The organism is Sorangium sp. So ce834, from assembly GCF_051521425.1.
GTDB lineage: Bacteria > Myxococcota_A > Polyangia > Polyangiales > Polyangiaceae > Sorangium > Sorangium cellulosum_D.
Genome location: NZ_CP150351.1, coordinates 1 through 25,173, shown reverse-complemented (window position 1 = coordinate 25,173; position 25,173 = coordinate 1). Strand labels below are relative to the sequence as shown.

The following is a 25,173-nucleotide window of genomic DNA, read 5'->3' as shown; positions in this document are numbered from 1 at the left end:
GGCTCAGCCGAGCCAGCGCGCGGCGTCGAGCGCGTGGTAGGTGAGGATGAAATCGGCCCCGGCGCGCCGGATCGACGTGAGCAGCTCGAGCACGGCCCGCTTCTCGTCGATCATGCCGCGCTCGGCGGCCGCCTGGATCATCGCGTACTCGCCGCTGACGTTGTAGGCGCCGAGCGGCAGCGTCGTCGCCTCGCGCACGCGCGCGATGACGTCGAGGTACGCGAGCGCGGGCTTCACCATGAGCATGTCGGCCCCCTCCTCCTCGTCGAGCGCCGCCTCGCGCAGGCCCTCGCGCGCGTTCCCGGGATCCATCTGGTAGCCCGCTCGGTCGCCGAACTTGGGCGCGCAGTCCGCCGCCTCGCGGAACGGCCCGTAGAAGCCGGACGCGTACTTCACGGCGTAGGAGAGGAGCGCCGTCCCCGTCAGCGACTCGGCGTCGAGCGCGCGCCGGATGGCGGCGACGCGGCCGTCCATCATGTCGCTCGGCGCGACCACGTCGGCCCCCGCCTTGGCGTGGACCACCGCCGCCCGCGCGAGCACCTCCAGCGTCGCGTCGTTGTCGACGTCCACCGCGCCGGACGCGTCCTGCCGGAGCAGGCCGCAGTGGCCGTGATCGGTGTACTCGTCGACGCACACGTCGGTCATCACGAGCAGCTCCGGCACCGCGTCCTTCATCGCCTTCACGGCGCGCGGGACCGGGCCGTCGGGGTCGTAGGCGCTCGAGCCCGACGCGTCCTTGGTGCGCGGCAGCCCGAACAGGATCGTCCCGCCGATGCCGTGCTCCTTGCAGAGACGCGCCTGCGCCGCCGCGGCGCTCACGGGCAGCTGCGACACGCCCGGCATCGTCCCGACCGGGCGCGGCGCGTCGAGCGCCTCGTTGAAGAAGAGGGGGAGGATGAAATCCCCCGGGTTCAGGGACGTCTCCCGCACCAGGGCGCGGAGGGCGGGCGTGCGGCGGAGCCGGCGCGGTCGCTTCGTGGGGAACACGGCGGCGGAGCATAGCAGCCCTTCGCCCGCGGGGACCGCTCCGGTCTCGCCGCGCGCGATCCGTGGATCGCCAGAGCGCTGGAATCGGCTAGTGTTCGCCCGAAAGCGCCCGCATGAGACCGGCCCTCCACTTTCCTTCTGCCGGCCGCGCCTGCCCCGCCGCGCGCGGCGCCCGCCCCCGGCGCGGGCCGCGCGCGCGGACATCGCTCAACGCTGGGCCGCGCCAGGGCGCACGGTCTGGCGCACCGTCGGCCCCGGGCGCGGCGGGGTCACCGGTGGGGGCGTCTGCTGGGACGACAGCGGGACCGTATCGTCGTCGTCCGCTTCGACGGCCAAGACCTCGTCCGGCTGTTCCGCAGGCGTGTCCGTGGCGGCGACCGTGACCATTGCAATGTCGGACAGCGGGCACCACACGGTCCATGCTTCATTGCGGACGAAGCTATCGAGCGGGACGTTTCCATTCTCGATGCCGCGCGCGAGCTGGTCGAGCCTGACCGGACCGACCGATCGCTCGCCGTTGGTGACGTACCATCGGTCCGTAAAGCCGCGCTCCGAGCTCCGCAGCTCCTGGGACAGTTTCACAGATCTCATTGAATGGACTCCAGAAACCGCCGGACGTTGAATCGAACCGGTGCGATTCTATCCCCTTAACGCACCGAGTCAACATCACTGCAGATTCGCTATGACAATCAACGTCTGCCATGAGTGAACGACAGAACGACGAGAGTTTGACGGTGCTTCCAAGGCGCGACGACCCCTCCGACGAGGGCCACGGCGCGGCGGCGCAGCGGGCCGCGGGCGGGGGGCCCGGCGCTGCCAGGCCGGGCGTCGTGTACCTCGTCGGCGCGGGACCGGGCGACCCGGGGCTCTTCACGCTGCGCGGCGCGGAGCTCCTCGCCACGGCCGACGTCGTGCTGCACGACGAGCTGGTCCACCCGGCGCTGCTGGACGGCGTGCGGGAGGGCGCCGAGGTGCGCTCGGTCGGCAAGCGCGGCGGCGACCGGGTCGTGAAGGACGCGAAGCAGGCGGAGATCGACGCGGAGCTCGTCGCGCTCGGGCTCGCGGGCCGCAGCGTCGTCCGCCTGAAGGGCGGCGATCCGTTCCTCTTCGGGCGCGGCTCGGAGGAAGCGGAGGCGCTCGCGCGGGCCGGGGTGCCGTTCGAGGTGGTGCCGGGCGTCTGCTCTCCGCTCGGCGCGACGGCCTACGCCGGCATCTCGCTGACGCACCGGCACATCGCCTCCAGCGTGATGATCGTCAGCGGCGTCACCCGGGCGGGCAAGGCGTTCGACTGGAGCGAGCTCGCCTCGGTCCGCGGGACCATCTGCGTCCTGATGGGCATGCAGGCCCTCGACGCGGTGGTCGCGGGGCTGATGGGGCCGGGTCGCCGCGATCCCGCGACGCCGGCGGCGGCGATCCAGTGGGGCACGCGGGCCGACCAGCGCGTCGTCTCGAGCCGCCTCGACGAGCTGCCCCGCCGCGCCCGGGAGGCGGGGCTCCAGAGCCCCGCGGTCATCGTCGTCGGCGCCGTCACCGGCCTCAGGGACGCGCTGCGCTGGTTCGACCGGAAGCCGCTGTTCGGCAAGCGCGTGCTCGTGACCCGGCCGCGGCACCAGGCGCGCTCGACCTCGCGGCTCATCCGCCTCCGCGGCGGCGAGGCGGTGGAGCTCGCGACCATCGAGATCCACCCGCCGCCCGACCCGGCGCGCGTCACCGCGGCGGTCCGCGGGCTCACCGGGTACCACGCCGTCGTGTTCACGAGCGAGAACGGGGTCTCGCGCTTCTTCGAGGAGCTGGATCGGCTCGGCCTGGACGCGCGCGCCTTCGGCTCGGCCCGCCTCGCCGCGATCGGGGTCGGGACAGCCGCTGCGCTCGCCGCGCGCGGCGTCCGCGCCGACATCATCCCGAAGGAGTTCCGCGGCGAGGAGCTCGCGGAGGCCATCCTCGCCGACCCCGCACTGGCCGAGCGCAGGGCGGCGCGCTCCCCGGTCCGCGTCCTGCTCGCGCGCGCGCTCGTCGCCCGCGAGGTGCTCCCCGAGCGGCTCCGCGCCGCCGGCTGCGAGGTGGACGTCGTGCCCGTCTACGAGACCCGCCCCGCCTCGAGCGATCGCCGCGAGCAGCTGCTCCGGGCGCTCGCGGCGGGCGAGATCGACGTCGTGCTGCTCACGTCGAGCAGCACCGTCGACAGCCTGTGCGATCTCCTCGGCGAGGGCGCCGCGGCGCGCCTCGACCGCGTGCTCCTGGCGAGCATCGGCCCGATCACGACCGCCACCGCCGAGAAGCGGGGGCTCCGGGTCGGCGTGACCGCCGAGGTGAGCACCACAGCAGGTCTCCTGGACGCGCTGGATCGATATTTCGCTGCGTTGCAAGCTGCACCGACGAGCGCCGCCGACTGAGGAGCTGCTCGCACGGCATGCGGCGAGCTCCTCAGTCGGCGGCGCAAAGAAAGAGCGTCGCAGCGGACCTGGGGGGGAAAGGTCTCCGCCGCGACGCTCGGGCCCGGAGAGAGCAGGAGGCGTGCCTGCGCCTTCCCACAGTGAATTCGAATACTTAGGGCGTCCGCGCAGGACCTCCCTTGCGCTCTTGCGCTACCGCACGGACATAGCTGCAAGGGATTTCCCGACGTCCAGGCGCTGTCGTGATCCACGACCGCACGCCTCGGTTCGGAGCAGGCGTACACCCTCACATCCGGACAGCGGTGGTGCGATAAAGGCCTTCCGTCGCCGTCCGGTCACTCGAAGGTCGCTCGGACGACGAGGAACTTGTTGTTGAGCTCGATGGACGTGAGCCGCTCGAAGATGCGGGGGTTGCCGAGCTCGTTCGACAGGGAGTTGATGCGCCCGTGCTCGGTGACGAAGTAGAAGGTCTTCACGCCCTTCTTCTTCTGCTCGTTGATGTAGTCCTGAAACTTCTTCCCGCTCGAGACGAAGGCGGCCAGCTTGTTGCCGGCGTAGAAGTTCTCGCCCTTCCAGTTCATCTGGTAGGCGACGAGCGGCCCTGGGATCTCCTGGCTCGCGCGCGCGTAGGCGAGCAAGGTCTCGCGCTGCCCCCAGTGGGGCGACGTCCGCACGAAGTACACGTCGAGCCCCCACGCCGTGAACGCGATCGCGAGCGAGGCGAGCGCATAGAGGGCGAGGCGGCGAAAGCGCGCGACCACCAGCAGCAAGCACAGGAGGGCCGCCCCGGCGGTGAAGGCCCACAGGGTCGCGGAGAAGTCGAGCGACTGCGGCCAGGGTCGTTTGTAGTTGTACGTGAACAGGTGCAGCAGCCTCGCCTGGCTCGGCTGCCCCTCGCGCGCCATCGCGAGATCGCGCCCGACGAGGAAGACGAGGAGCGCGGCGCCGATCGCGACGGCGCCGAGCATCGCGCGCTCGTAGGCGACCGTCGCGAGCGCGCGCGAAGGCGGCGCCGGCGCGGAGGCCGCGCCCGAGCCGAGCGCGCCCGCGCGGGCCTCCAGGCGCAGCATGTCGTCGAGCAGGATCCCCGTGAGCATCGCCGCCGGCGGGACGGCCGGCAGGATGTAGTGGTGGAACTTCGTCAGCATCAGCGAGAAGAGCGCGAAGCCGAAGAGGAACCACATCGCCAGGAACACCGAGGCGTCGCTCCTTCGGACCTCGGCCGAGCCGGGCTCGTCCGGGGCTCCCCCCTCGCGCCGCCGGAGCCACCACACGAGCGAGGCGGGCACGAGCCCCGTCCACGGGAACATCGCGTAGCCGAGCTGCCACACGTAGTAGCGGAAGCTCACGTCGTCGCCCTCGTTCGTGTCGTGCACGTGGGTGAAGGCGCGCTTGAACATGTCGTGGAACAGGAGCCTGTCGGTGAACGGCTGGCCGTGCCGCGCGTACATGGCGACGAACCAGGGGAGCGCGACGCACGCGAGCACGAGCAGCCCGACGGGGATCTCCATCTTGAGCAGGTCGCGGTAGCGGCGCGAGACGACGACGTAACCGAGGGCGCAGAGCACCGGGAGCCCGAAGCCGGCGGGCCCCTTGGCCATCGTGGAGAGGGCGGCGAAGAACCACGCGGCGAGGAAGAGGAGCCGCTGGACGCGCCGCTCGCCCCAGCAGGCGTACAGGACGATCCCGAGCGTCTGCGCCCAGATGATCGCCTGGAGCGCCGGCTGCAGCCCGGGGAGCACGGGCAGCACCGACCGGCAGGCCTCGTTGCCGGGGAGCCCGCAGTTGCCCGGGGAGCCGGAGCTGAAGACGTCGCCGTGGAGGCGCAGGCCGAAGGGCGCCGTGTGGATCTCGACGTGGCGCGACAGCAGGTAGAGGACCTGCGGCAGCGCGCAGGCGACGATCGCCCCGAGCACGAGGTGGTAGAGCGAGAGGCCCACCTTGAGCGCGCCGAGATCGACCTCGTAGACGCGCGCCTCCTCAGCGTCGTCGGTGTGGATGCCGAGCAGGAGGAGCGCCATCGCCGCGGCCATGGTCGCGACGAAGGGCATGTCGGTCATGGTCTGGTGGGAGACCATGAACCACTGCGGCATGGTGGTGAGGACGACGCCCGCGAGCAGCCCCGCGCGGCGGCTGAAGATCCGCGAGACGGCCTTGTAGAGGAGGTAAACGGCGACGAGCGTCAGCGCGAAGATGGGCAGCCGGACCGCCCACTCGGGCCACGGCGTGCGTCCGTCGGCCACGGCCGAGAGCATCTCTCCCGACCGGTAGCGGACGCCGAAAGCCGCCATGGCGAGCGCCTGCATCCAGAAGTCGAGCACCGGCTTCGACCAGAACCAGCCGTCCTGCGCCCACCAGAGGGAGATCCAGTCGTTCCTGGCCAGGATCTCGCGCGCGACCTCGCCGTAGTGCGTCTCCCACGGGTCGGTGAGCGCGTGGCTCCCGAGCATGGGGAGGTAGAGCAGCGTGACGAGGGCGACGAGCCAGAAGCCGTGCCGCCGGAGGAGGGGGCGCGGCGCGCCGGTCTCGTCGACGCGGCAGGGGCCGAGGCGCTCGCCGACCCGGAACGCGCCGACCACGGCCGTGAGGAACGCGGCGGGGACGGCGACGGCGGGCACCGCCAGCGAGAGCAGCGTGCGCGCGCCGCCCCCCGAGAGGGAGCTCGGCGAGAGGTAACCCGCCACGGCGAGCGTGACGAGGGCGAAGAACGCGGCGAGCCCGGACCCGAGCAGGGCGAGCGGGCCGAGCAGGTCCCGGATCCCGACGCGCGCGGCGACGTGCTCCGGCGGGTCGTCGAACGTGCCGAGCAGGTCGAGCAGGCCGAGCGTCGCGACGGCGACCCCGAGCGCGCCGAGCGGGACGCCCCAGCGAAGCTGAGGCGCGAGCGCCATCACGACGAACGCGAGCAGGGCGCCCGCGGCGGACACGGCGGCGCCGCGCCAGCGGAGCGGGTTGCCCTGCGGCACGAGGCGCACCTCGTCGGTGTCGGGCGCGGCGTCGTCCGCACCGGCCGAGCCGTCGCGCGCCGCCGCCTCGTCCGCGCCGGCCGCGCCGTCGCGCGCCGCCGCCTCGTCCGCGCCGGCCGCGCCGTCGCGCGCCGCCGCCTCGTCCGCGCCGGCCGCGCCGTCGCGCGCCGCCGCCTCGTCCTCCGCGGGGGCGCGTGGCTCCGCGGCGCCGGAGCCCTCCACGCCGCCCTCGGTCGTCTCGTCCGCCGCGGTCGTCCCGTCGCGGGCGTCCGCGGGCGCGCCGCTGCTCTTGTCGTGCGTGTCGTTCATGGCTGCGCCGAACGCGGAACGCGGCGCGGCCCTGACGTAGCAACTCTGCGTCGCCGGGCAAAGCAGCGGTCGCGCTCGCTCGCGCAGCGCACGCCGCTCGATCGACGCATGCGCGCGCCGGCATTGCTCGAGGTCTGCACGGGCTCAACCCGAAGGCGGCCGCTCATGAGGACACGCCGCCCCGGATCGCGCGCCGCGCCGGGACAGCCGGCACGGCGCGATGACCGCGGCCGCGCGACGGCCGCGGCGCGCTACTTCGTCAGGCGCGCGATCTCTTCCTTGATGATCGTCTCGGCCAGGACCGGCACGACCTCCCAGACGACGCGCTCCACGACGTCGCGGGACAGCGCCATCACGGCCTCGACCTGCTCGGAGGTGAGCCCGAGGCCCTCGAGCTTGCTCGCCATCTGGCCGTTCACCTGCGCGGAGGCGGTGGCCGCGACCGCCGCAGGACCGGACGCCGTCTTCGGCACGCCGGACACCGGCGTCGGCGAGAAGGCCATCGTCGTCGTGACCGGCACGTTCGCCGCGCCGCCGGGCGCCGTCTTGACCGAGGCCTGGGCCGGCGCAGCGGTGGTGGCGGCGGGCGCGTTCGGCGTGTAGATGAGCGTCTTCGCGCGCTGGAGCGGGCTCGCGCCCGCGGCGGCAGGTTGCGCCGCGGCGGGCTGCGCTGCGGCGGCGGGCTGCGCTGCGGCGGGAGCCCGCGCGGGCGCGGGCGTCGCAGCAGCAGGAGCCGCGGCGGCGGGCTTCGCCTCGCCGCGCGACGCCAGCAGCTTCTTGACCTTGTCGATCATCTGCTGCGTGTCGAACGGCTTGTCCATGTGGTCGTCGGCTTGCGCGCTCGAGCCCTTCGCGGGATCGAACGGGTTCTGCTTGGACGACAGGATCAGGACGGGCGTCGCCGGTGAGGCCTGCTTGATCGCCTTGCACAGCTCGTAGCCGTTCTTCGGCTCGAGCGTGACGTCGGCGATCACCAGGTCGGGTTTATCGCTCTTGAGCTTCTGCAGCGCAGCGTCGGCGCTGCTCGCCGTCACGACGCGGAAATCCTGACCCGCAAAGGTGATTTCGAGCACTTTGCGCATGGTCACGCTGTCGTCTACGGCGAGAAGGGTGCTGGCCACGAACGGGTCTCCTCTCAGATGGCGAGAAAGCGATGACGGCTCTGGATATCTTCGGCTCCGGTCGCGCGATGTGTCAACATTCGCGGTGTATTTCGCCCCCGCGGGCCCCGCGGATGTGCGTTTTCCGCGCCGGTAGAGCCCGGTCCCACGCCGGTGGGCGGGGCCGAGGCGCCCCCCACGAGCCCTCATGCGCCCGCGCCGCCCCGCCGCCCCGCCCCCTCACCCCCCCCAGGACGCCGCCGACCCGATCGACGAAGGCCCGGCCGCCCCGGTGCGCCCCCCGCAGGACGGCCGCTGGACCGTGCCGGCCGCGCTCGACCGGCGGCCGCTCGACGGGGCCGTCCGGGAGCTTTCGTCGGTCTCGTGGTCCGACGCGCGCCGGCTGATCGAGACCGGCAAGGTGCTCGTCGGGAGCGCGGTGGCGACGAGCGCCCGGCGGCGGGTGCTCAGCGGGGAGCTGATCGAGGTCCGCCTGCACGCGCCGCGGCCCGAGACGGTGCGGCGGCGCAAGCTCGAGGGCGAGCTCGTGGTCTACGCGGACGCGAGCGTCGTGGTGGTGAACAAGCCCGCCGGGGTGAGCACCATCCCCTACGGCGACGAGGACCCCGCGGAGCAGGCCGCGACGCTCGACGCGCTGGTGCGGGAGGTGCTGGCCCGGCGCGACCGCCTGCGCGGGCGGGCGCCGCTCGGCGTGGTGCAGCGCCTCGACAAGGGGACGAGCGGGCTGCTCGTCTTCGCGCGGACGCTCGCCGCGAAGAAGCACCTCGCCCAGCAGCTCCGCGTCCGCGCGATGCACCGGCAGTACCTGGCGCTCGCGCACGGCGCCGTCGCGCGCGGCACGTACCGCAGCTACCTCGTCGAGGATCGGGGCGACGGGCTGCGCGGCTCGGCCAGAGGAGGCCGGCGCGAGGGGCAGCTCGCGGTGACGCACGTCGAGCCGATCGAGGCGCTCCGCGGGCCCGAGGAGGCCGCCGGCGCCGCGGGCGCGACGCTGGTCGCCTGCCGCCTCGAGACGGGGCGCACGCACCAGATCCGCATCCACCTCGCCGAGGCCGGGCACCCGCTCGTCGGCGAGGCGGTCTACGTGCGGGACTACCGCGGGCCGAAGATCCCCGCCCCGCGGCTGATGCTCCACGCCGTCGAGCTCGGCTTCGACCACCCTGCCGACGGCCGGCCGATGCGCTTCCAGGCGCCGCCGCCCGCCGACTTCGACGAGGTGCTCGAGCGGCTCCGCGAGCCGCGCCGGAAGGACGCTACCTGACCTTGCCGCGCGCCTCGCTCATCGCCGCGGCGGTCGCGTCGACGAGCGGCATCACCTTCGCGTAGTCCATCCGCGTCGGGCCGAGCACGCCCACGGTGCCGGCGACGCGCCCGTTCTCCATGTACGGCGCGGCGACGAGGCTGAGCTGGCCGCCGCCGAGGTCGCCCGCCTCGCTGCCCACGAAGACGGTGACCTCGCCCGCGCCGGCGGCGAGGGTGCGATCGAGCAGATCGACGAGCTCCTCGCGCTCCTCGAGCGCCTTCATCAGCTTCCTGAGCCGGTCGACGTCGGCGTACTCGGGCAGATCGATCAGGCGGTTCTGCCCCTCGATGACCACCTCGCTCCGCCGCGTCACGTCGGCCGTCGCCTTGCTGCCGAGCTCGAAGGCGCGGCGCCTCAGCGCGTCGATCTGGAGGCGCTCGTCGGCGAGGCGGCGGGCGAAGAGGTCCCGGATCTCGCCCAGCGTGCGCCCCTCGATGACGTCGGCGAGCAGGTTGTGGATCCGGGTGAGCTCCCCTTCGCTGATCGCCTCGTCGATCGAGATGAAGCGGTTCTCGACCGAGCCGTCGGCGAAGACGAGCACCGCGAGCAGCTGCCCGGGCTTCGTCGGGATGAAGCGCAGCTGCCCGAGGGCGCGGATCTCCGCCCGCGGCGCCGCGACGACCGCCGCGGCGCCCGACAGCTCCGACAGGTAGCGCCCCGTCTCGCGGAGCGGGTCGCTCGCAACGGCGTAGATCTCGGCGAACCTGGCGCTGAGCTCGGCCTGCTGCGCGGGGGAGAGCGACCGGAGCTCGACGAGCGCGTCGATGAACAGCCGGAGCGCGCGGTCGGTCGGGATCCTGCCCGCGGAGGTGTGCGGCTGGTGGAGGTAGCCGGCCTCCTCGAGGTCCGCGAGCACGTTGCGGATCGAGGCAGCCGAGAGATCCAGCCCGTACTTGCGCGCGAGCGTCCTGCTGCCTACGGGGTCGCCCGTCGCGATGAACTCGGTGACCGCGGCGAAAAGGATCTTTCGAGCGCGATTGGAAACATCTCCCATGTCAACTGCAGGCGGCGCGTGCGCGCCGCTGTGGCCACCTGGACCAGGGACCGCCCGGACCGGGAAGCCATGCGGGCCGGACCTTCGCTCCCATACGTCAAGACGCGCATGCGGGCGCTGGGCCCACGGATGCGCATGAGAGCTATTTTGAGGCGATCGCGCGGCCCGGTCAAATGGCGCGGTAGGATGGGCGCCGCCGCCGCGCCCGAGGGTTCGGCATAGCCGCTGGTCCCTGGCCTTCCTCCTTCTTCACTTCTTCAGCTCCAGCGGGCACCTCGCCGCGCCGGAGGCCGTCCCCGCCAACGATGCCGTCCGTACGCCACGCCGCCACCGCCGCCGCCCTCGCCCTCGCCCTCGGCCCGCTCGCCGCCGCGCCGAGCGCCCAGGGCAAGCCGAAGGTGCGGTTCCACCAGGACTGGGCCAAGCACCCGTCGGCGCGCTACGCGGCCATGAGCGCGGAGCAGTGCCGCGCGGCGCTCGCGCGGCGGAAGATCGCGTTCGAGCCGGTGCCGCGCGCGCCGGGCGTGCTCGCGCCGGTGCGGCTGACGCAGGGGGTCGGCGGGGTCCTCTACCGGACGGCGCTGCCGGCTCACCGGCGCGCGGACAACCCGAACGACGTCTTCGACTGCCGCCTCGCGCTCGCGCTCTCGGACTTCAGCCGGATCCTGCGCGTGCACGACGTCGTCGAGGTGCTGATGTACTCGGCCTGGCGGCCTCCGTCGAGGATGTGGCCCGAGGGCAAGCTGGGCACGAGGCACCCGGGCGGGCTCGCCATCGATGCTTACAGGTTCGTCAAGGAGCGCGCCGGCGACGGGTTCGCGGAGGAGTGGCTCGACGTCGAGCGCGACTTCGTCGGCAGGCGCGGCGCGCCGGTGTGCGGCGAGGGCGCCAAGGCGACCGGGCGGCCCAGGGCGGCCGGCGGGGGCGCGAGCGGCGGCCCGCCCGCGGACGCGGCGGCGCGCGAGCTGCGCTCCATCGTGTGCGAGGCCGCGGATCAGCACATCTTTACGTCGATCCTCACGCCCAACTACGACCGGGCGCACAAAAACCACCTGCATCTGGAGGTGACCCCCGGCGTCCAATGGCATCTCGTGCGCTGATCCGGGAGGGGCGGCCCTCCCGGGCGCAAACCCGCTCTCGCCCCGAGGTCGACCCGCTATGTTACCCCGCGTGCCCGCACGAAGCTCCCCGCGCCCCCGCGCGTCCGCCGCCTCGGCGGCGCTGACGCTCGCCGCCCTCGCGCTGTCGTTCACGTTCGTCGGCTGCCCCTGCGTCAGCGGCCCCGTGAACGCGAGCCCCGGCCTCCGCTGGTTTCTGTTCTCGAACTTCGGCGCCAGCAAGATCTGCCCCGAGATGCTGAAGAGCGGGGTCTCGCTGCGCCTCCAGGACCGATCGTCGAGCATCGGGCGGTTCTTCCCGATGCAGTGCTCGTACGACGTCAACGACTCCGCCCAGACGGTCACCGTGCACATCTCCGGCACGGGGTACGGCTACATGCAGCCGGCCAAGCGGGTGGGCTTCTCCCTCACCACCTCCGTCGAGTACCGGCCCGACTTCCAGATCGCGGGCGACGACGTCTACGTGTGGGGGCGGCTGAACCGGATCGTGCAAGGCCCGAGCTTCCAGCTCGGCTACGTCGAGAACCCCGTCATCGACGTGATGGCGAACGTCGCGCCGTTCGGCGGGATCGCCAACCTGATCGGCAATCAGCTCGTCGCGGGCGAGATGACCCGCGGGTTCACCGTCCTCTACAACGAGGAGACCGGGAAGGACTTCACGCTGGGGATCCTCATGCCGCCGCAGCGGCCGCACCACCCGTTCGAGGTGGAGGACGACGAGCGGTATACGTTCGCGAACGAGGTCGTCGAGGTGCAGGCGCACCAGCGCGACTACCTCGGGCCGTTCGAGGTCGCCGACGCGGACCAGGCGCTCTACCTCAAGGTGAGCGTGCAGGGCGCGCCGGTGGACATCATGATCGTCGACAAGCTGACGGGCGACGCGTGGCGCGAGGCCTACCAGACCGGCAAGCCGCTCGGCCCCCCGCCCGGCCCGGTGCAGGCGGGCGGCCCGCTCCAGCCCGGGATCGTCGAGACGCGCCGCTACAAGCTGCGCCCGGGCCTCTACTACGTCGTCATCGACAACACGGCCGCGGCCGGGCTCGTCGCGCCGCCCGTCACGCTGCTGAGCCCCCTGGGAGGCTCGGCCGCGCAGGTCAGCTACATGGCGCAGGTCGGCGAGTAACGCGGCAAGTAACGCGGCAAGGAACGCGGCAAGGAACGCGCGCGTAGCGACGGGGACACGGCCGCAACGGGCGGGTCGCGTCGAGCAGGCGCGGTCGCCGGCCTTGACGCGGTTCGCCGCGAACGGGATAAACTCGTCATGGCCGTCGTTGCAAGAGAGGGGGACAACGTGACCCACGTCGACAAAGTTGCCCTCGACCGGCTGCGGGCTCGCCTCCAGGCGTACATGGCCAAGAAGGGGCTGAGGTCGACGGCGCAGCGCCGGCTGATCGTCGACACGTTCTTCTCGGGCGCGCCGCACATGACCATCGAGGACCTGCTCACGGAAGTGCGCGCGCACGACCGCGGCATCGGGTACGCGACCGTGTACCGGACGCTCAAGCTGCTCGCGGAGTGCGGCGTGGCCTCCGAGCGCCGCTTCGGCGACGGCCTCAGCCGTTACGAGCTGGCCGACGACGCCAGCGCGCACCACGACCACCTCATCTGCGTGAGCTGCGGCAAGATCATCGAGTTCGAGGAGCCGCGCATCGAGGCGCTCCAGGAAGAGATCGCCGCGAAGTACGGCTTCGAGGTGACCTGGCACAAGCACGAGATGTACGGCGTCTGCCTGGACTGCCGCGATTCCAAGGACGCGGCGTCCGGCATCTCGTAGCCCGAGGCGCGGCGCCGCCGGCCGCGCCGCGCTCAGCTCTTCGCGTCGAGCGCGCGGGCGTGGACGACGGCCATGACGCCGCCGAGCAGCGAGGCGATGGGGGCATAGGCCGGCGGGAGCACGAACGCGGAGATCACCGCGGCGCCGACGAGCGCCGGGGCGACGCTCAGCGCGAGACCGACGCGCGCCTCGAGGCGCGTGCGGTGCGCGAGCGCGAGGGAGAGCGCGGCGTCGCGGACGTCGTCCGAGGCGAGGACGACGGAGAAGTCGGCGGGCGCAGCGCCGGCCGCGCCGAGCGCCACGGAGACGTCCGCGGCGCCGAGCGCGGCGTCGTCGACGCCCGCGTGGCCGAGGACGGCGACGCTCGTGCCCGCGTCGATCAGGCGCCGCACCTCGGCGCCGCGATCCGCGGGGAGCACCTCGGGGCGAATGTGGTCGATGTCGAGCGAGCGGCCGATCGCCTCGCACGTCTCGCGCGCGTCGCCCGACATCAGCACGGGCTCGACCTGCGCGTCGAGCAGGTGCTGGATGGCGGCCCGCGCCCCGGGGCGCAGCCCGTCCTGCAGGCCGATGAGGCCGACGAGTCGCGCGCCCACCGCGACGAGGACCACGGTGCGCCCCAGCGCCTCGAGCTCGGCGACGCGGCTCTCGGCCGCGGCGATCGAGATCCGCTGCTCGAGCATGAGCGCGCGGTTGCCGACGCAGAGATCCTCGCCGGACGAGGTGACGGCCGTCACGCCGAGGCCCGGGTGGAAGTTGGGGTTGCGCACCCCGTCGGGCCGCAGGCCGCGGACGCGGGCGGCGCGCACGATCGCCGTGGCGACCGGGTGCTCCTCGGTGCGCTCGGCCCCGGCGGCGAGCGCGAGCACGTCGCTCGGCGTGAGCTTCTGGCCGGTCGCCTCCAGCTCCGCGAGCTCGGGCTCGCCGAGCAGCAGCGTGCCGCGGGCGCAGAACACGGCGACCGAGACCTTGCCCGCGCGATCCCAGGCGTCGGCGCTCTTGTAGACGATGCCCCGGCGGAGCCCGAGCAGGATGCCCCGAGCGACGTGCACCGAGGCGATGGAGGCCGTGATCGCCGTGGCCAGCGCGGCGAGCACGGCGGCCGCGGTCATCGCGATCTCGACGGGCGTCCTGCCGGCGACGAAGGCGGAGAGCGCGCCGATCACCGCGGCGCCGATCGCCCAGCGCTCGGTCAAGGCGCGGGAGGCCTGCGCGATGGGCGCGAGGGCGTCCGCGCGCCGGCGGACGTCGAGCAGCACCCGCGCGACCGCGCGATCGCCGCCGGAGAAGGTGCACGCGCCGACGAGGCGGCCCCGGACCACGGTGGCCCCGGCGACGACGGGGTCGCCGTCGCGGCGGCGGGCCGGCGTGGTCGCGCCGATCCAGGGGAGCACCTCGACGTCGCCGCCCGTGACCACGAGATCGACGGGGACGACGTCCCCCGCGTCGACCTGGGCGCTCTCGCCCGGCCGCAGCTCGTAGAGCTCGCCCTCGGCCGCGCCGTCATCGCCGCGCGGCAGGGCTCGGTCGGCGGGCGCCGGGCTCGGCGCCCACGCGACGTGCGGCCGGCGCGCCGGCGTGGAGAGCACGGACGCGATCCAGGCCCGCTCCGCGAACACGCGGTGGCGGGCGCTCTCGATGAGCCACGCGCTGATCGCGCTGGCGGTGGCGATGACGCCCGCGAGCGAGGCGGCCTCGGCCGCCAGCGCGCGATCCTCGCCGAAGAGGGCCCAGACCGCGGCCACGAGCCCGCCGAGGACGGGGGCGAGCATCGGCGCCGGGTGCGGGTCCGTGGCGTCGCGCGCGGTCGTGGCGGCGCGGCCGAGGAGCATCCCCGCGCTCACCGTGGCGAGCACGATGCGCGCGCCGATGACGAGCTTCGCGTCGCCGGCGAGGGTGAGCGCGACCGCGAGCGTCCCCGCGATGATCGCGAGCACGAGCAGGAGCGCGCCGATGTCCCGCGCCTCGACCGCCTCGTAGCGCTGCGGCTCCTCGCTCAGGATGGTGTTCCCGATGGGCTCGAGCAGCGCGCGGTCGTCGTCGAGGACGGGCAGGTCCGGGAGCTTCTCGTCGAGCGACACGGGCGGGAACGCGTCGACGATCGGCGCGTCGAGATCGGCGAGGCGCGCGGCGCCGTCGTCCGCGCCCGCCCGCGCGGGCTCGGCGCGCGGCGCCGAGGCGTGCGGCCCTGCGGCCACCGGCGGCGCGGCCGGCGAGATCCCGCGGGCGGGAGCGCCGAGCAGCGGCGCGCCGTGCGCGGCGGGGCCAGACGGCCGGGCGTCGCCCGGCGCCGGCGAGGCCTCGCCGAGGAAGACGTGGCGGCACCGGGCGTTGCAGAAGTAATGGAAGCGCTGATCGAAGATCGCGACGTGCCCTGCGCGGAGCGGATCGATCAGCTTGCTGCAGCCCGAGCACGGGAGGGGCGCGACGGCGGGCCCGGCTGCGCGCGAGGCGGCCACCTCAACCCGCAGCCGGCGTCTCGGCGAGCGCGGCCTCGACCTCGGCCAGGGCCTCGTCGATCTGCGCCTCGCTCACGATGAGGGGCGGCGTGAACCGGAGCACGTTGCTGCCCGCGATCGTGAGCAGCACGCCCCGGTCGCGCGCGCGGCCGAGCGCGGCGCGCGCGTCGACGCCCGGCGCGAGGATGAGCCCGCGGAGCAGGCCGCGCCCGCGCTCGCCGGCGCACACGCCCGGCAGCCGCGCGGCGATCGCGGCGAGGCCGCGGCCGAGCTGCTCGCCGCGCTTCAGGGCGGCCTCGCAGAGCTTCTCTTCCTCGATGACCGCGAGCACCGTGCGCGCCGTGGCGGAGGCGAGCGCGTTGCCGCCGTAGGTCGAGCCGTGCGAGCCCGGGGGCAGCGCGCCGTTGAGCCGCTCCCGCAGCACCAGCGCGCCGATCGGAAAGCCGCCGCCGAGCCCCTTCGCGAGCGCCGCCGCGTCGCCCTGGACGCCGTCGACCGTCGCCCCGAGCCAGTGCCCCGTGCGCCCGATGCCGGTCTGCACCTCGTCGAGGAGCAGCAGGGCGCCGTGCTCGTCCGCGATGCGCCGCAGCTCGGCGAGGAACCCGGCAGGGGCCGGCAGGACGCCGCCCTCCCCCTGCACCGGCTCCACGAGGATCCCCGCGACGTCCGGGCCCATGGCGGCGCGCACCGCGGCCGCGTCCCCGTAGGGCACGTGGGTGACGCCCGCGAGCGAGGGGCCGAAGCCCTCGCGGTACTTCGGCGTCCCGGTCAGGGCGACCGCGCCCAGGGTGCGGCCGTGGAACGCGTTCTCGAACGCGATGATCCGGTAGCGCTCGGTCTCGCCGCGGTTGAAGAAGTGGCGGCGCGCGAGCTTGAGCATCGCCTCGTTCGCCTCTGTGCCCGAGTTGCAGAAGAAGGCGCGGTCGAAGCCGGTCTTCGCGCAGAGCTCCTCGGCGAGGCGGAGGTTCTCCGCGTTGAAGAAATAGTTGGAGACGTGCATGAGGCGGCCCGCCTGCTCGGCGATGGTCGCCACGAGCCGCGGGTGAGCATGCCCGAGCGAGGCCACCGCCACCCCCGCGCACATGTCGAGATACCTGCGCCCATCCGTGTCGAAGAGCTCGCATCCCCGGCCGCGGTCGAGGACGAACGCGGGCTGGCGGTAGTTGCCGAGGAGGTGCTTCTGCGCCGCGAGGAGCGGCGAGCTGGCGTTCGCCGGGGCTGGTGCGCCGGCGGGGCTGGGGGCGATGCTCATGGGGGCGATCTAACGCCGGGCAGGGGGTCGGAGCAAACGGTGGATGCACGGCCGACCGCGGATCGCTGAGACCCGGGCAAAACGCGCGTCCGGAGCGACCGCCCGCGAGCGTCCGAGGCAGGTCTGCGCCCGCGGCCGTTCCCGGAGCGCCCCGGGCCGGTCCCGAAGCGCCTGGGGCCGGTCTCGGCGAGGCGCGGCGCGCTGCTGACGAGGCGCGCCGGCGCTCGCCCGCCGCGGACCGACCTTCGGCCTGGCGATTGCCAGCGGATCGCGGCTGGCTATAGTGCCGGCCGTCCTATGAGCGATTCGGAACAAAATGGGTCGAGCCAGAACACCGGGGAGACGGCGGAGGCGCAGGCGGAACGCGCAGCGCCCGCGGAGCAGCGAGCCCCCACCCCCGAAGAAAAGCTCGGCGAGGCGCAGGCCGAGGCCGCGCGGGTGCGCGAGCAGCTGCTGCGCACCGCCGCCGATTTCGACAATTTCCGGAAGCGCTCCCGGCGCGAGGCCGAAGAGGCGCAGCGCCGCGGGCGCGAGTCGATCCTGAAGGACCTGCTCCCGGTCTTCGACAACCTCGAGCGCGCCGCCACCCACGCGGAGAGCGCGCCCGACGTGAAGTCGGTCGCCGAGGGCGTGCGCATCGTGGCCAAGCAGTTCGTCGACACGCTCGATCGCATGGGCATCAAGCGCATCGCCGCCGTCGGCAAGCCCTTCGATCCCAGCGTGCACGAGGCCATCCAGCAGATCGAGTCGACCGAGCACCCGGCCGGCGTCGTCATCGCGGAGGTCCAGCCGGGATACATGCTGGGCGATTACCTGATCCGCGCGGCGATGGTCGTCGTCTCGAAGGGCTCGCCCGGCGAAGCCGCCCCCGCGGCGAGCTGAGCTTCCCGCTGCGCAGCGCGCCGGCTCCCTCCGGCGCACACCGCCTGCCTCGTGCGCATCATGGCGGTGGCCCGCTCCGTGATCTGCTGTGCCCCGCCACCTCGCCGCACGATCTCCCCAAATATCGCGGGCGCCACGGTCGTCTCCCCACCCAGCGAGCATCCAGGCCTGTAGTATCTTTCGCCGCATATGGGGAAGGTGATCGGCATCGATCTCGGGACGACGAACTCGTGCGTGGCGGTCGTCGAAGGGGCAGGGGTCGCTTCGGCCAACGACGTGCGGGTGATCCCGAACGCCGAAGGCGCGCGCACGACCCCCTCCGTGGTCGGCTTTCCCGCGAGCGGTGAGCGCCTGGTCGGGCAGGTGGCGCGGCGCCAGGCGGTCACGAACCCGCAGAACACCATCTATGCGGTGAAGCGGCTGATGGGCCGCAAGTTCAGCGCGCCCGAGGTCAGCAAGCAGATCCTGCTCGCCCCCTACAAGATCGCCGAGGCGCCGAACAGCGACGCCTGGGTCGAGGTCAAGGGGCGCAGCTACTCGCCCCCCGAGATCTCGGCGATGATCCTCGGCCAGATGAAGCAGGTCGCCGAGCGGTTCCTCGGCGAGCCGGTGACCGAAGCGGTGGTGACCGTCCCGGCCTACTTCGACGACGCGCAGCGGCAGGCGACCAAGGACGCGGGGCGGATCGCCGGGCTCGAGGTGCGCCGGATCATCAACGAGCCGACCGCCGCCGCGCTCGCCTACGGCCTCGACAAGGTGAAGGCCGAGACGATCGCGGTCTACGACCTCGGCGGCGGGACGTTCGACATCTCGATCCTCGAGATCGCGAGCGGGGTCTTCAGCGTCAAGGCGACCGGCGGCGACACGCACCTCGGCGGCGAGGATTTCGACCAGCGGATCATCGACCTGCTCGCCGACGAGTTCGAGGCCAAGCACGGGATCGATCTGCGCCGCGACCGCATGGCGCTGCAGCGGCTCAAGGAGGCGGCGGAGAAGGCGAAGCACGAGCTCTCGTCGTCGCTCGAGACCGAGATCAACATCCCCTTCATCGCCGTCGGCCCGGGCGGCGGGCCGCTCCACCTCGAGCGGTCGATGCGGCGCAACGAGCTCGAGATGCTCTGCGAGAGCCTCATCCGGCGGACCATCGACGTCTGCCGGGCGACGCTCGGGGACGCCAAGCTCCCCGTCTCCGCCGTCAACACGGTGGTCCTCGTCGGCGGCATGACGCGGATGCCCGCCGTGCAGGCGGCGGTGCGCGAGTTCTTCGGCCGGGAGCCGAACAAGGGCGTGAACCCCGACGAGGTCGTCGCGGTCGGGGCGGCGCTGCAGGGCGCCGCGCTCTCGGGGCACGTCGACGAGGTGCTGCTCCTCGACGTGACGCCGCTGTCGCTCGGCGTCGAGACCGGCGGCGGCGTGATGTTCAAGCTCATCCCGCGGAACACCACGATCCCGACCGAGCGGAGCGAGATCTTCACGACGAGCGTCGACAACCAGAGCTTCGTCCCCGTGCACGTGCTCCAGGGCGAGCGCGAGATGGCCGCCGACTGCCGGAGCCTCGCCCGCTTCGAGCTCACCGGCATCCCGCCCGCGCCCCGCGGGCTGCCCAAGATCCAGGTCACCTTCCGCATCGACGAGAACGGGATCGTCCGCGTCGAGGCGCGCGATCTCGGGACGGGGAGGGTGCAGGAGATCCGGGTGACCCCGACGAGCGGCCTCACGCCGGACGAGGTCGACCGGCTCGTCTCGGAGGGCGAGCGGTTCAAGCAGACCGACTCGCTCCGGCGCGAGCTCGCCGAGCTCCGCAACCAGGCCGAGACCCTCGTCTACACGACCGAGCAGGCCCTCGACGGCTACAGCGATCTGCTCGACGCCGAGCTCCTCGGCGAGGTCCAGGCCGAGTGCTCCGCGCTGCGCAAGCTGCTCGACGGCGGCGGCGATCTCGACGCGCTCCGGGCGGCGTACGCGCGCCTCGAGGGGGCGGCGTTCCGGATCGCGGAGTCGATGTATGGAGGGGACGATGACGCCGGCGCGAACAAGGCGGTCGAGACGTGACGCGCGGCCGGGCGGCGGGGCCGGTGAGGCAGCGCCGGCGCGCGCGCCGAGCCGAGGCCGTCCCCTCCGGAGCGCCGCGCGCGCTCTAGACGCAAGGCTGCGCGGGGCTTCGACGCGACGATGCTGAACGAGACCTTCGGACGCTATCGCTTGCTCGAGCGCCTCGGCGAAGGCGGCATGGCCGAGGTCTTCAAGGCCAAGAGCTTCGGCGTCGAGGGGTTCGAGAAGGTCCTCGTCATCAAGCGCATCCTCCCCAAGCTCGCCGAGCAGGGGCGCTTCGTCGACATGTTCGTGCACGAGGCGAAGCTCGCCGTCCGCCTCTCGCACGCGAACATCGTGCAGGTGTTCGACCTCGGCCGCGTCGACCACCCGAACGGCGATCCGACCAGCTACTTCATCGCGATGGAGTACGTCCCCGGGCTCGACCTGGCGACGCTGCTCGCCCGCTGCCGGAGGTCGAAGCGGCCGATCCCCCTCGCCATGGCCGTCTTCATGACCGCCGAGATCGCGAAGGCGCTCGACCACGCCCACAGGCGCCGCGACGAGCAGTCGCGCCCCCTCGGCATCGTCCACCGCGACATCTCGCCCCAGAACATCCTGCTCTCCTGGGAGGGAGAGGTGAAGGTCACCGACTTCGGCATCGCTAAGGCGACGCAGTCGATGACCGAGGAGGAGGTCGGCGAGAAGCGCGCCGGCAGGATCCGCGGGAAGCTCGCGTACATGAGCCCCGAGCAGTCGCGCGCCGGCGCCATCGACGGCAGGAGCGACCTCTTCTCGCTCGGGACGGTGCTCTACGAGATGATCGCCGGCTCGAACCCGTTCGCGGCGCCGACGGCGTTCGAGGTCATGCGGCGGCTGCAGGCGAGCGAGTACCCGCCGCTCGCGCTCGTGCGCCCCGACGTGCCGAGGCCGCTCGTCGACATCGTGAGCACGATGCTCGCGAAGAACGTCGAGGATCGGTTCCCCGACGCCGGGCGGCTGCACGAGGCCCTCCTCGGCTTCTTCTACGCGACCGGCGAGCGGTTCGGGGCGAACGACCTCGCCGAGTTCCTCGAGCCGTTCCACGAGGAGAAGGCGGGCGCCGAGCTCGAGGCGAGCGCCGCGCTCGAGGAGGAGCCGCTCGGGGCCAACGACCGCACGCCGGTCGAGGTGCCGCACACGACGAGCACGCGCAGCCGCATCACGGCGTCGGGGCTCCTCCAGCTGCTCGAGAAGGCCGACAGCAGCCCGGCCGCGCGCGGGCTCGGCGAGCGGCGCGAGGTCACGGCGCTCGTGCTCATCTTCACCGGGTCCGAGGACGACGCGGCGAAGCGCATCGCCCGGGCCCGCGAGGTGCTGGCGCGCTACGGCGCGCTGCTGCTCGAGCAGGAGGCGCCGCAGCTCGTCGCCGTCTTCGGGCTCGGCGACGCCGACGGCCGCGACACCGAGGCCGCGGTGCGCGCCGCCCTCGTGATCCTGCGCTCGCGCGGCGGGGGCGCGGCGGTCTCGGCCGGCATCCACCTCGCCCGCATCCTCGTCGACGGCGCCGGCGCCCCGATCCGCGACGAGCGCCTCACCTCGCTCATCGCCTCGGCCCAGGCGCTCGCCCGCGCGACCGAGTCCCAGGTCGCCGTGTCACACCTCACCTGGCGCGTCCTCCGCAACGCCTTCACGACCGAGGAGCTGCCCGGCGCGGGCCGGACCGCGCCCGAGGGGGGGCGCGTGGTCACCTCGGCGGAGCCCCCGGACGGCGCGTACGGCCGCTTCGTCGGCCGCCGCGACGAGCTCAAGCAGCTCGGCGACATCCTCGCCGCCGCCACGAGGAAGCGCGCGCAGATCGCGGTCATCCAGGGCGAGCGCGGCATCGGCAAGACGCGGCTGCTCGCCGAGATGGAGCGGCGGCTCTCGAAGGGCGACTACAACGTCGGCGTCTACGTCGCGTCGTGCCCGCACAACGGCGCCGACGTGCCGTGGAGCGGCCTCACCGCGATGCTGCAGGTGCTCTGCGGCATCCAGGAGGGCGACGACGAGGAGCGCATCCGCGCCGTGCTGCCGCGGCTGCGGGCGCTCGGCCTGCGCGAGGACGAGTCCGCGGCCGTGCTCGGCCAGCTCGGCGCGGCGCTCGTCGACCCGCGGGCGCCGCAGGGGACGACCGCGATCCTGCGCGCGGCCTTCCCGCGGATGGTGCAGAGCCTCTGCGAGGATCGGCTCCACTGCTTCGCCTGGGACGACGCGCAGGCGATGGACCAGCTCACCGCCGAGACCCTCCTTGCCACGGCCGGCCGCGCCGGCGGGCTCCGCGCCGTGCTGATCCTGGCGACGCGCAGCGACCCGCCGCCGCTGCTCGAGGCGCACCCCCACTTCTACCGGATCCGGGTCGGGGAGCTCTCGGACAGCGACAGCGCGCGCCTCATGTCGGCGCGCATCGGCGCGACGTTCCTGCCGCCCGACGTGGTCGCCTTCTGCCGCGAGCGCGCCGGCGGCCACCCGCTCTTCCTCGAGGAGCTCATCAAGGAGCTCGGCGACTCCGGCGCGCTCACCGTCGTGAGCGGCGCGGTGAAGGCCCGGCTCGACGGCGCGTCGGCGGTGCCGCGCTCGCTGCGCACGCTCATCGCCACCCGGGTGCGGCGGCTCGACCCGAGCGACCGCGCCGTGCTCCAGGCCGCGGCGATCCTCGGCGATCCGGTGCCGACCGAGGTCCTCGCGGCCCTGCTCCAGCAGAAGCTCTCGCTCGTGAACCGCGCGATCTCCGGGCTCGCGACCCGCGATCTCCTGCGGCTCAAGGGCCCCGCGCAGGCGGGCTTCGCGTCGCCCATGCACGGCGAGATCGTCCTCGACGCCATCCCGCCGGAGCTCCGCCGGGAGCTGCACGCCGCGGCCGCGGCGGCGTACCTCGCGGTCGTCGGCGAGGACAGCGCCGAGCACGCCGAGCGCATCGGGCAGCACTTCTACCAAGCCGGCGACCGCGACCGGGCCGCGACGTTCTACGCGCGGGCGGCGCTCCACAAGATCCGCGCGAGCCAGCTCGACCCCGCGCTCCGGCTCATCTTCCAGGCGCTCGACCTCGGCGACCACGCCCACCGCTCGCCGGCGGAGCTCTGCGCGTGGCTCCGCGCGCTCGCCGACGTCGTGGTGCGCGTGCGCTCCGCGCCCGATCTCGGCGACGTCGCGGCCCGCGCGCTCCGGCGCATCGACGACGCCGGCGCCCCGGAGCAGAAGCTCTCGGCGCGCGTCGACGTGGCGCGCGCGCTCGGCGCGGTGGACCTCTTCGCCGACGCGTACGCGCGGCTGGAGGAGGCGTACGCCCTCGCCGGCGACCGCGAGGACCTCCGCCGGAAGGCGCTCGCGTGCGAGACGGAGATCGGCGTGAGGACGGGCGATTTCACCCGCGCGGTCCGCGCGGTCGAGCAGCTCGAGGCGATGGGCGACATCGACGACGAGCGGCTCCTGCTCGCGATCTCCCAGACGCGCGCGGCGACGGGCGACATCGAGGCGGCGCTCCGCGCGCTCGACCGGGCGGAGGCGCTCGGCCACCCGGGCGATCTCGCGGCGGCGAGCGAGCGCGAGAAGCAGCGCGTCCTCGTCCACGTCTTCCTCCGCGACTTCGCCGCGGCGGCGGAGACCTCGGCGCGCGCCGTCGACCTCGCCCGGTCGGCGGGCCTGCGCTTCGAGACCGCCGCCGCGCTGCACAACCTCGGCGACGCGAGCCGGCGGCTCGGCGATCTGCCGCGCGCGTACGCGTCGCTCACCGAGTCGAGGGAGCTCGCCGAGGAGAGCGGCCACGAGCGCCTCGTCGCGATCAACCGCGCGCACCTCGCCTACCTCGACGGCCTGAACGGCGCGGCCACCGCCGGCGATCTCTTGCGCGAGCTCGCGCGCTACGCCGAGGCGCGCTCGTACCGGACGGACGCCCTGGAGAGCCGGTACCTGCTCGGCGCGCTCCTGAAGCAGCGGGGCCAGGTCGAGGAGGCGCGGCGCGAGCTCGCGGAGGTGCTCGAGCTCGCCTCCGCCTACGGCAACAAGCTCGTCGCCGACGACGCGCGCGCCGCGCTGTCCGAGCTCTGATCGCCCCGCGGCGCGGCCTCCGCCGCGGCGATGGCGCGCGCCGCGGCGATGGCGCGCGCCGCGGCGATGGCGCGCGCCGCGGCGATGGCGCGCGCCGCGCGGCTCACTCGTCGGCGAGCTTCTTCTCGAGCGCCTCGAGGTGGGCGCGGACCTGCGGATCGGAGTCCCGCTGCGCCTCGATCTTGCGGACGGCGCTCATCACGGTCGTGTGATCGCGGTTGCCGAAGGCCCGCCCGATCTCCGGGAAGCTGCACTTCAGCCGCTGCTTGCAGAGGTACATCGCGACGTGGCGCGCGAAGGCGACGCTCTTGTGGCGGTCCTTCGACGTGAGGTCGATCGAGCGCAGGTGGAAGTGGTGGCACACCGCGCGCTGGATGTCCTCGACGCTCATCATCTGCGCCCGCGGCGGCGACGTGGCCGTGATCTCGGCGCGCGCGAACGGCAGGTCCACGGGGCGGCCCGTGAGCGAGCTCTTGGCCGCCAGCCGGATCAGCGTCCCCTCGAGCTCGCGGACGTTGGAGCGGACCATCTGCGCGAGGTAGAGCGCCACGTCGTCGGTGAGCGCGATGCCCTCGAGCGCCGCCTTGTTCCGGACGATCGCGACGCGCGTCTCCAGCTCCGGCACCTGGATGTCGGCGACGAGCCCCCAGGAGAACCGCGAGACGAGGCGCTCTTCCATGCGCTCGAGGTTCTGGGGGTACTTGTCGCTCGTCACCACGATCTGCCGGTCGAGCGTGTGGAGCGCGTTGAACGTGTGGAAGAACTCCTCCTGCGTCTGCTCGCGCCCGGCCAGGAACTGGATGTCGTCGACCAGCAGCACGTCGCAGCTCGACCGGTACCGCGCGCGGAACTCGTCCATCCTGTGGTGCTGGATGGCCGTGATGAAGTCGTTCGTGAACTTCTCGGCCGAGACGTAGATGATGCGCGCCTCCGGCCTGCCCTCGAAGACGCGGTGCGCGATCGCGTGCATGAGGTGCGTCTTGCCGAGCCCCGTGCCGCCGCAGATGAAGAGCGGGTTGTACCGGCGGCCCCCGCCGCCCGCCGCCGCGATCGCGGCGGCGTGCGCCAGCTGGTTCGACGGGCCCACGACGAAGCTCGCGAAGGTGTGCTTCGGGTTGAGGTCGTCCGGCATCGACGGGACGCGCCGGAGCGACGGCTCGGGGCGGGGCGCCGGCGCCGGCGCCGCGCTCGTCGGGCGCACCACGAGCGCCCGCGGACGCACCGGGGTCAGCTCCACGCGCTGGGCGATCGGCGAGTCGAGGTTCTGATCGATCGTCCACGCCACCTGGACCGACCAGCCGGTGAGCTCTCGGATCTTGTCCGTCAGCGCCGGCAGGAAGTTGTCCCTGACCCACTCGAGGACGAACTCGTTCTGGACACGCAGCGTAAGGACGCCGTCGGTCAGATCATCGAACTGAACTCCCCCGAACCACTGGTCGAAGGTCGCGGGGGAAAGCGTCCGCGTATGCTCGATCGCCCGATCGAAGACTTCGCGCGGCTCGTGTTTCGGAATCGTCAT

At 73.4% G+C, this 25,173-nt stretch carries 16 protein-coding genes; 8 read left to right on the top strand and 8 right to left on the bottom strand.

Features of this window, described 5'->3' with window-relative positions; genetic code table 11:
• Positions 1–3 precede the first annotated feature (3 nt).
• Positions 4–987, bottom strand: a complete 984-nt coding sequence (gene hemB / locus WMF20_RS00080; protein WP_437609544.1) for a porphobilinogen synthase — start codon at positions 985–987, stop codon at positions 4–6.
• 207 nt (positions 988–1,194) lie between these two features.
• The gene (locus WMF20_RS00075; RefSeq protein WP_437609542.1) at positions 1,195–1,578 is read right to left on the bottom strand and encodes a DUF4339 domain-containing protein; all 384 of its coding nucleotides are present in this window, start codon (positions 1,576–1,578) and stop codon (positions 1,195–1,197) included.
• Between the two features lie 110 nt (positions 1,579–1,688).
• Here WMF20_RS00075 and cobA point away from each other — a divergent pair, with 110 nt between their 5' ends.
• Positions 1,689–3,380 (top strand): uroporphyrinogen-III C-methyltransferase, encoded by a 1,692-nt coding sequence (gene cobA, locus WMF20_RS00070; protein WP_437609540.1) that lies wholly within the window; start codon positions 1,689–1,691, stop codon positions 3,378–3,380.
• A 335-nt stretch (positions 3,381–3,715) separates the two neighbouring features.
• Here the strand turns inward: cobA and WMF20_RS00065 are convergent, their stop codons facing one another.
• Both WMF20_RS00065 and WMF20_RS00060 read right to left on the bottom strand, forming a co-directional pair.
• Entirely contained in the window at positions 3,716–6,655 is a 2,940-nt protein-coding gene (locus WMF20_RS00065) for an ArnT family glycosyltransferase (protein ID WP_437609538.1), read from the bottom strand.
• Between the two features lie 251 nt (positions 6,656–6,906).
• On the bottom strand, positions 6,907–7,776 hold the full coding sequence (locus tag WMF20_RS00060; protein ID WP_129572379.1) for a response regulator transcription factor: 870 nt from the start codon (positions 7,774–7,776) through the stop codon (positions 6,907–6,909).
• A 187-nt stretch (positions 7,777–7,963) separates the two neighbouring features.
• Between WMF20_RS00060 and WMF20_RS00055 the strand changes: the two genes are divergently transcribed.
• Positions 7,964–9,037 (top strand): RluA family pseudouridine synthase, encoded by a 1,074-nt coding sequence (locus WMF20_RS00055; RefSeq protein ID WP_437609535.1) that lies wholly within the window; start codon positions 7,964–7,966, stop codon positions 9,035–9,037.
• Here WMF20_RS00055 and hrcA read toward each other — a convergent pair.
• Entirely contained in the window at positions 9,030–10,073 is a 1,044-nt protein-coding gene (hrcA, locus tag WMF20_RS00050) for a heat-inducible transcriptional repressor HrcA (protein ID WP_129572378.1), read from the bottom strand. The two genes, WMF20_RS00055 and hrcA, sit on opposite strands and share 8 nt — an antisense overlap.
• 305 nt (positions 10,074–10,378) lie before the next feature.
• Here hrcA and WMF20_RS00045 point away from each other — a divergent pair, with 305 nt between their 5' ends.
• From WMF20_RS00045 to WMF20_RS00035, 3 genes are all read left to right on the top strand, one after another.
• Positions 10,379–11,173 carry a hypothetical protein gene (locus WMF20_RS00045; RefSeq protein ID WP_437609533.1) on the top strand — a complete coding sequence of 265 codons (795 nt, stop codon included), beginning with the start codon at positions 10,379–10,381 and terminating at the stop codon, positions 11,171–11,173.
• 70 nt (positions 11,174–11,243) lie between these two features.
• The gene (locus tag WMF20_RS00040; protein ID WP_437609531.1) at positions 11,244–12,314 is read left to right on the top strand and encodes a hypothetical protein; all 1,071 of its coding nucleotides are present in this window, start codon (positions 11,244–11,246) and stop codon (positions 12,312–12,314) included.
• A gap of 138 nt (positions 12,315–12,452) precedes the next feature.
• Entirely contained in the window at positions 12,453–12,965 is a 513-nt protein-coding gene (locus WMF20_RS00035; RefSeq protein WP_020464720.1) for a Fur family transcriptional regulator, read from the top strand.
• Positions 12,966–12,997: 32 nt separating this feature from the next.
• Here WMF20_RS00035 and WMF20_RS00030 read toward each other — a convergent pair whose 3' ends face one another.
• Both WMF20_RS00030 and WMF20_RS00025 read right to left on the bottom strand, forming a co-directional pair.
• A complete protein-coding gene (locus tag WMF20_RS00030; protein ID WP_437609529.1) occupies positions 12,998–15,424 on the bottom strand; it encodes an HAD-IC family P-type ATPase in 2,427 nt (808 codons plus the stop codon).
• 1 nt (position 15,425) lies between these two features.
• A complete protein-coding gene (locus tag WMF20_RS00025) occupies positions 15,426–16,676 on the bottom strand; it encodes an aspartate aminotransferase family protein (RefSeq protein ID WP_437609527.1) in 1,251 nt (416 codons plus the stop codon).
• Between the two features lie 297 nt (positions 16,677–16,973).
• On the opposite strand from WMF20_RS00025, the gene grpE reads away from it, so the two are divergent.
• From grpE to WMF20_RS00010, 3 genes are all read left to right on the top strand, one after another.
• Positions 16,974–17,558, top strand: a complete 585-nt coding sequence (gene grpE / locus WMF20_RS00020) for a nucleotide exchange factor GrpE (RefSeq protein ID WP_129572373.1) — start codon at positions 16,974–16,976, stop codon at positions 17,556–17,558.
• 189 nt (positions 17,559–17,747) lie between these two features.
• Positions 17,748–19,610 (top strand): molecular chaperone DnaK, encoded by a 1,863-nt coding sequence (dnaK, locus tag WMF20_RS00015; RefSeq protein ID WP_437609524.1) that lies wholly within the window; start codon positions 17,748–17,750, stop codon positions 19,608–19,610.
• A gap of 120 nt (positions 19,611–19,730) precedes the next feature.
• Positions 19,731–23,654, top strand: coding sequence for a serine/threonine-protein kinase (locus WMF20_RS00010; RefSeq protein ID WP_437609522.1), 3,924 nt, complete (start codon positions 19,731–19,733; stop codon positions 23,652–23,654).
• A gap of 103 nt (positions 23,655–23,757) precedes the next feature.
• Here the strand turns inward: WMF20_RS00010 and dnaA are convergent, their stop codons facing one another.
• On the bottom strand, positions 23,758–25,173 hold the full coding sequence (dnaA, locus tag WMF20_RS00005) for a chromosomal replication initiator protein DnaA (protein WP_020464715.1): 1,416 nt from the start codon (positions 25,171–25,173) through the stop codon (positions 23,758–23,760).

Excerpts from the sequence above, each read along its gene's own strand:
- WMF20_RS00075 (WP_437609542.1), bottom strand. The coding sequence starts at position 1,578 with ATGAGATCTGTGAAACTGTCCCAGGAGCTGCGGAGCTCGGAGCGCGGC.
- cobA (WP_437609540.1), top strand. The coding sequence starts at position 1,689 with ATGAGTGAACGACAGAACGACGAGAGTTTGACGGTGCTTCCAAGGCGC.
- WMF20_RS00065 (WP_437609538.1), bottom strand. The coding sequence starts at position 6,655 with ATGAACGACACGCACGACAAGAGCAGCGGCGCGCCCGCGGACGCCCGC.
- WMF20_RS00055 (WP_437609535.1), top strand. The coding sequence starts at position 7,964 with ATGCGCCCGCGCCGCCCCGCCGCCCCGCCCCCTCACCCCCCCCAGGAC.
- hrcA (WP_129572378.1), bottom strand. The coding sequence starts at position 10,073 with ATGGGAGATGTTTCCAATCGCGCTCGAAAGATCCTTTTCGCCGCGGTC.
- WMF20_RS00045 (WP_437609533.1), top strand. The coding sequence starts at position 10,379 with ATGCCGTCCGTACGCCACGCCGCCACCGCCGCCGCCCTCGCCCTCGCC.
- WMF20_RS00035 (WP_020464720.1), top strand. The coding sequence starts at position 12,453 with ATGGCCGTCGTTGCAAGAGAGGGGGACAACGTGACCCACGTCGACAAA.
- WMF20_RS00025 (WP_437609527.1), bottom strand. The coding sequence starts at position 16,676 with ATGAGCATCGCCCCCAGCCCCGCCGGCGCACCAGCCCCGGCGAACGCC.
- grpE (WP_129572373.1), top strand. The coding sequence starts at position 16,974 with ATGAGCGATTCGGAACAAAATGGGTCGAGCCAGAACACCGGGGAGACG.
- dnaK (WP_437609524.1), top strand. The coding sequence starts at position 17,748 with ATGGGGAAGGTGATCGGCATCGATCTCGGGACGACGAACTCGTGCGTG.
- WMF20_RS00010 (WP_437609522.1), top strand. The coding sequence starts at position 19,731 with ATGCTGAACGAGACCTTCGGACGCTATCGCTTGCTCGAGCGCCTCGGC.
- dnaA (WP_020464715.1), bottom strand. The coding sequence starts at position 25,173 with ATGACGATTCCGAAACACGAGCCGCGCGAAGTCTTCGATCGGGCGATC.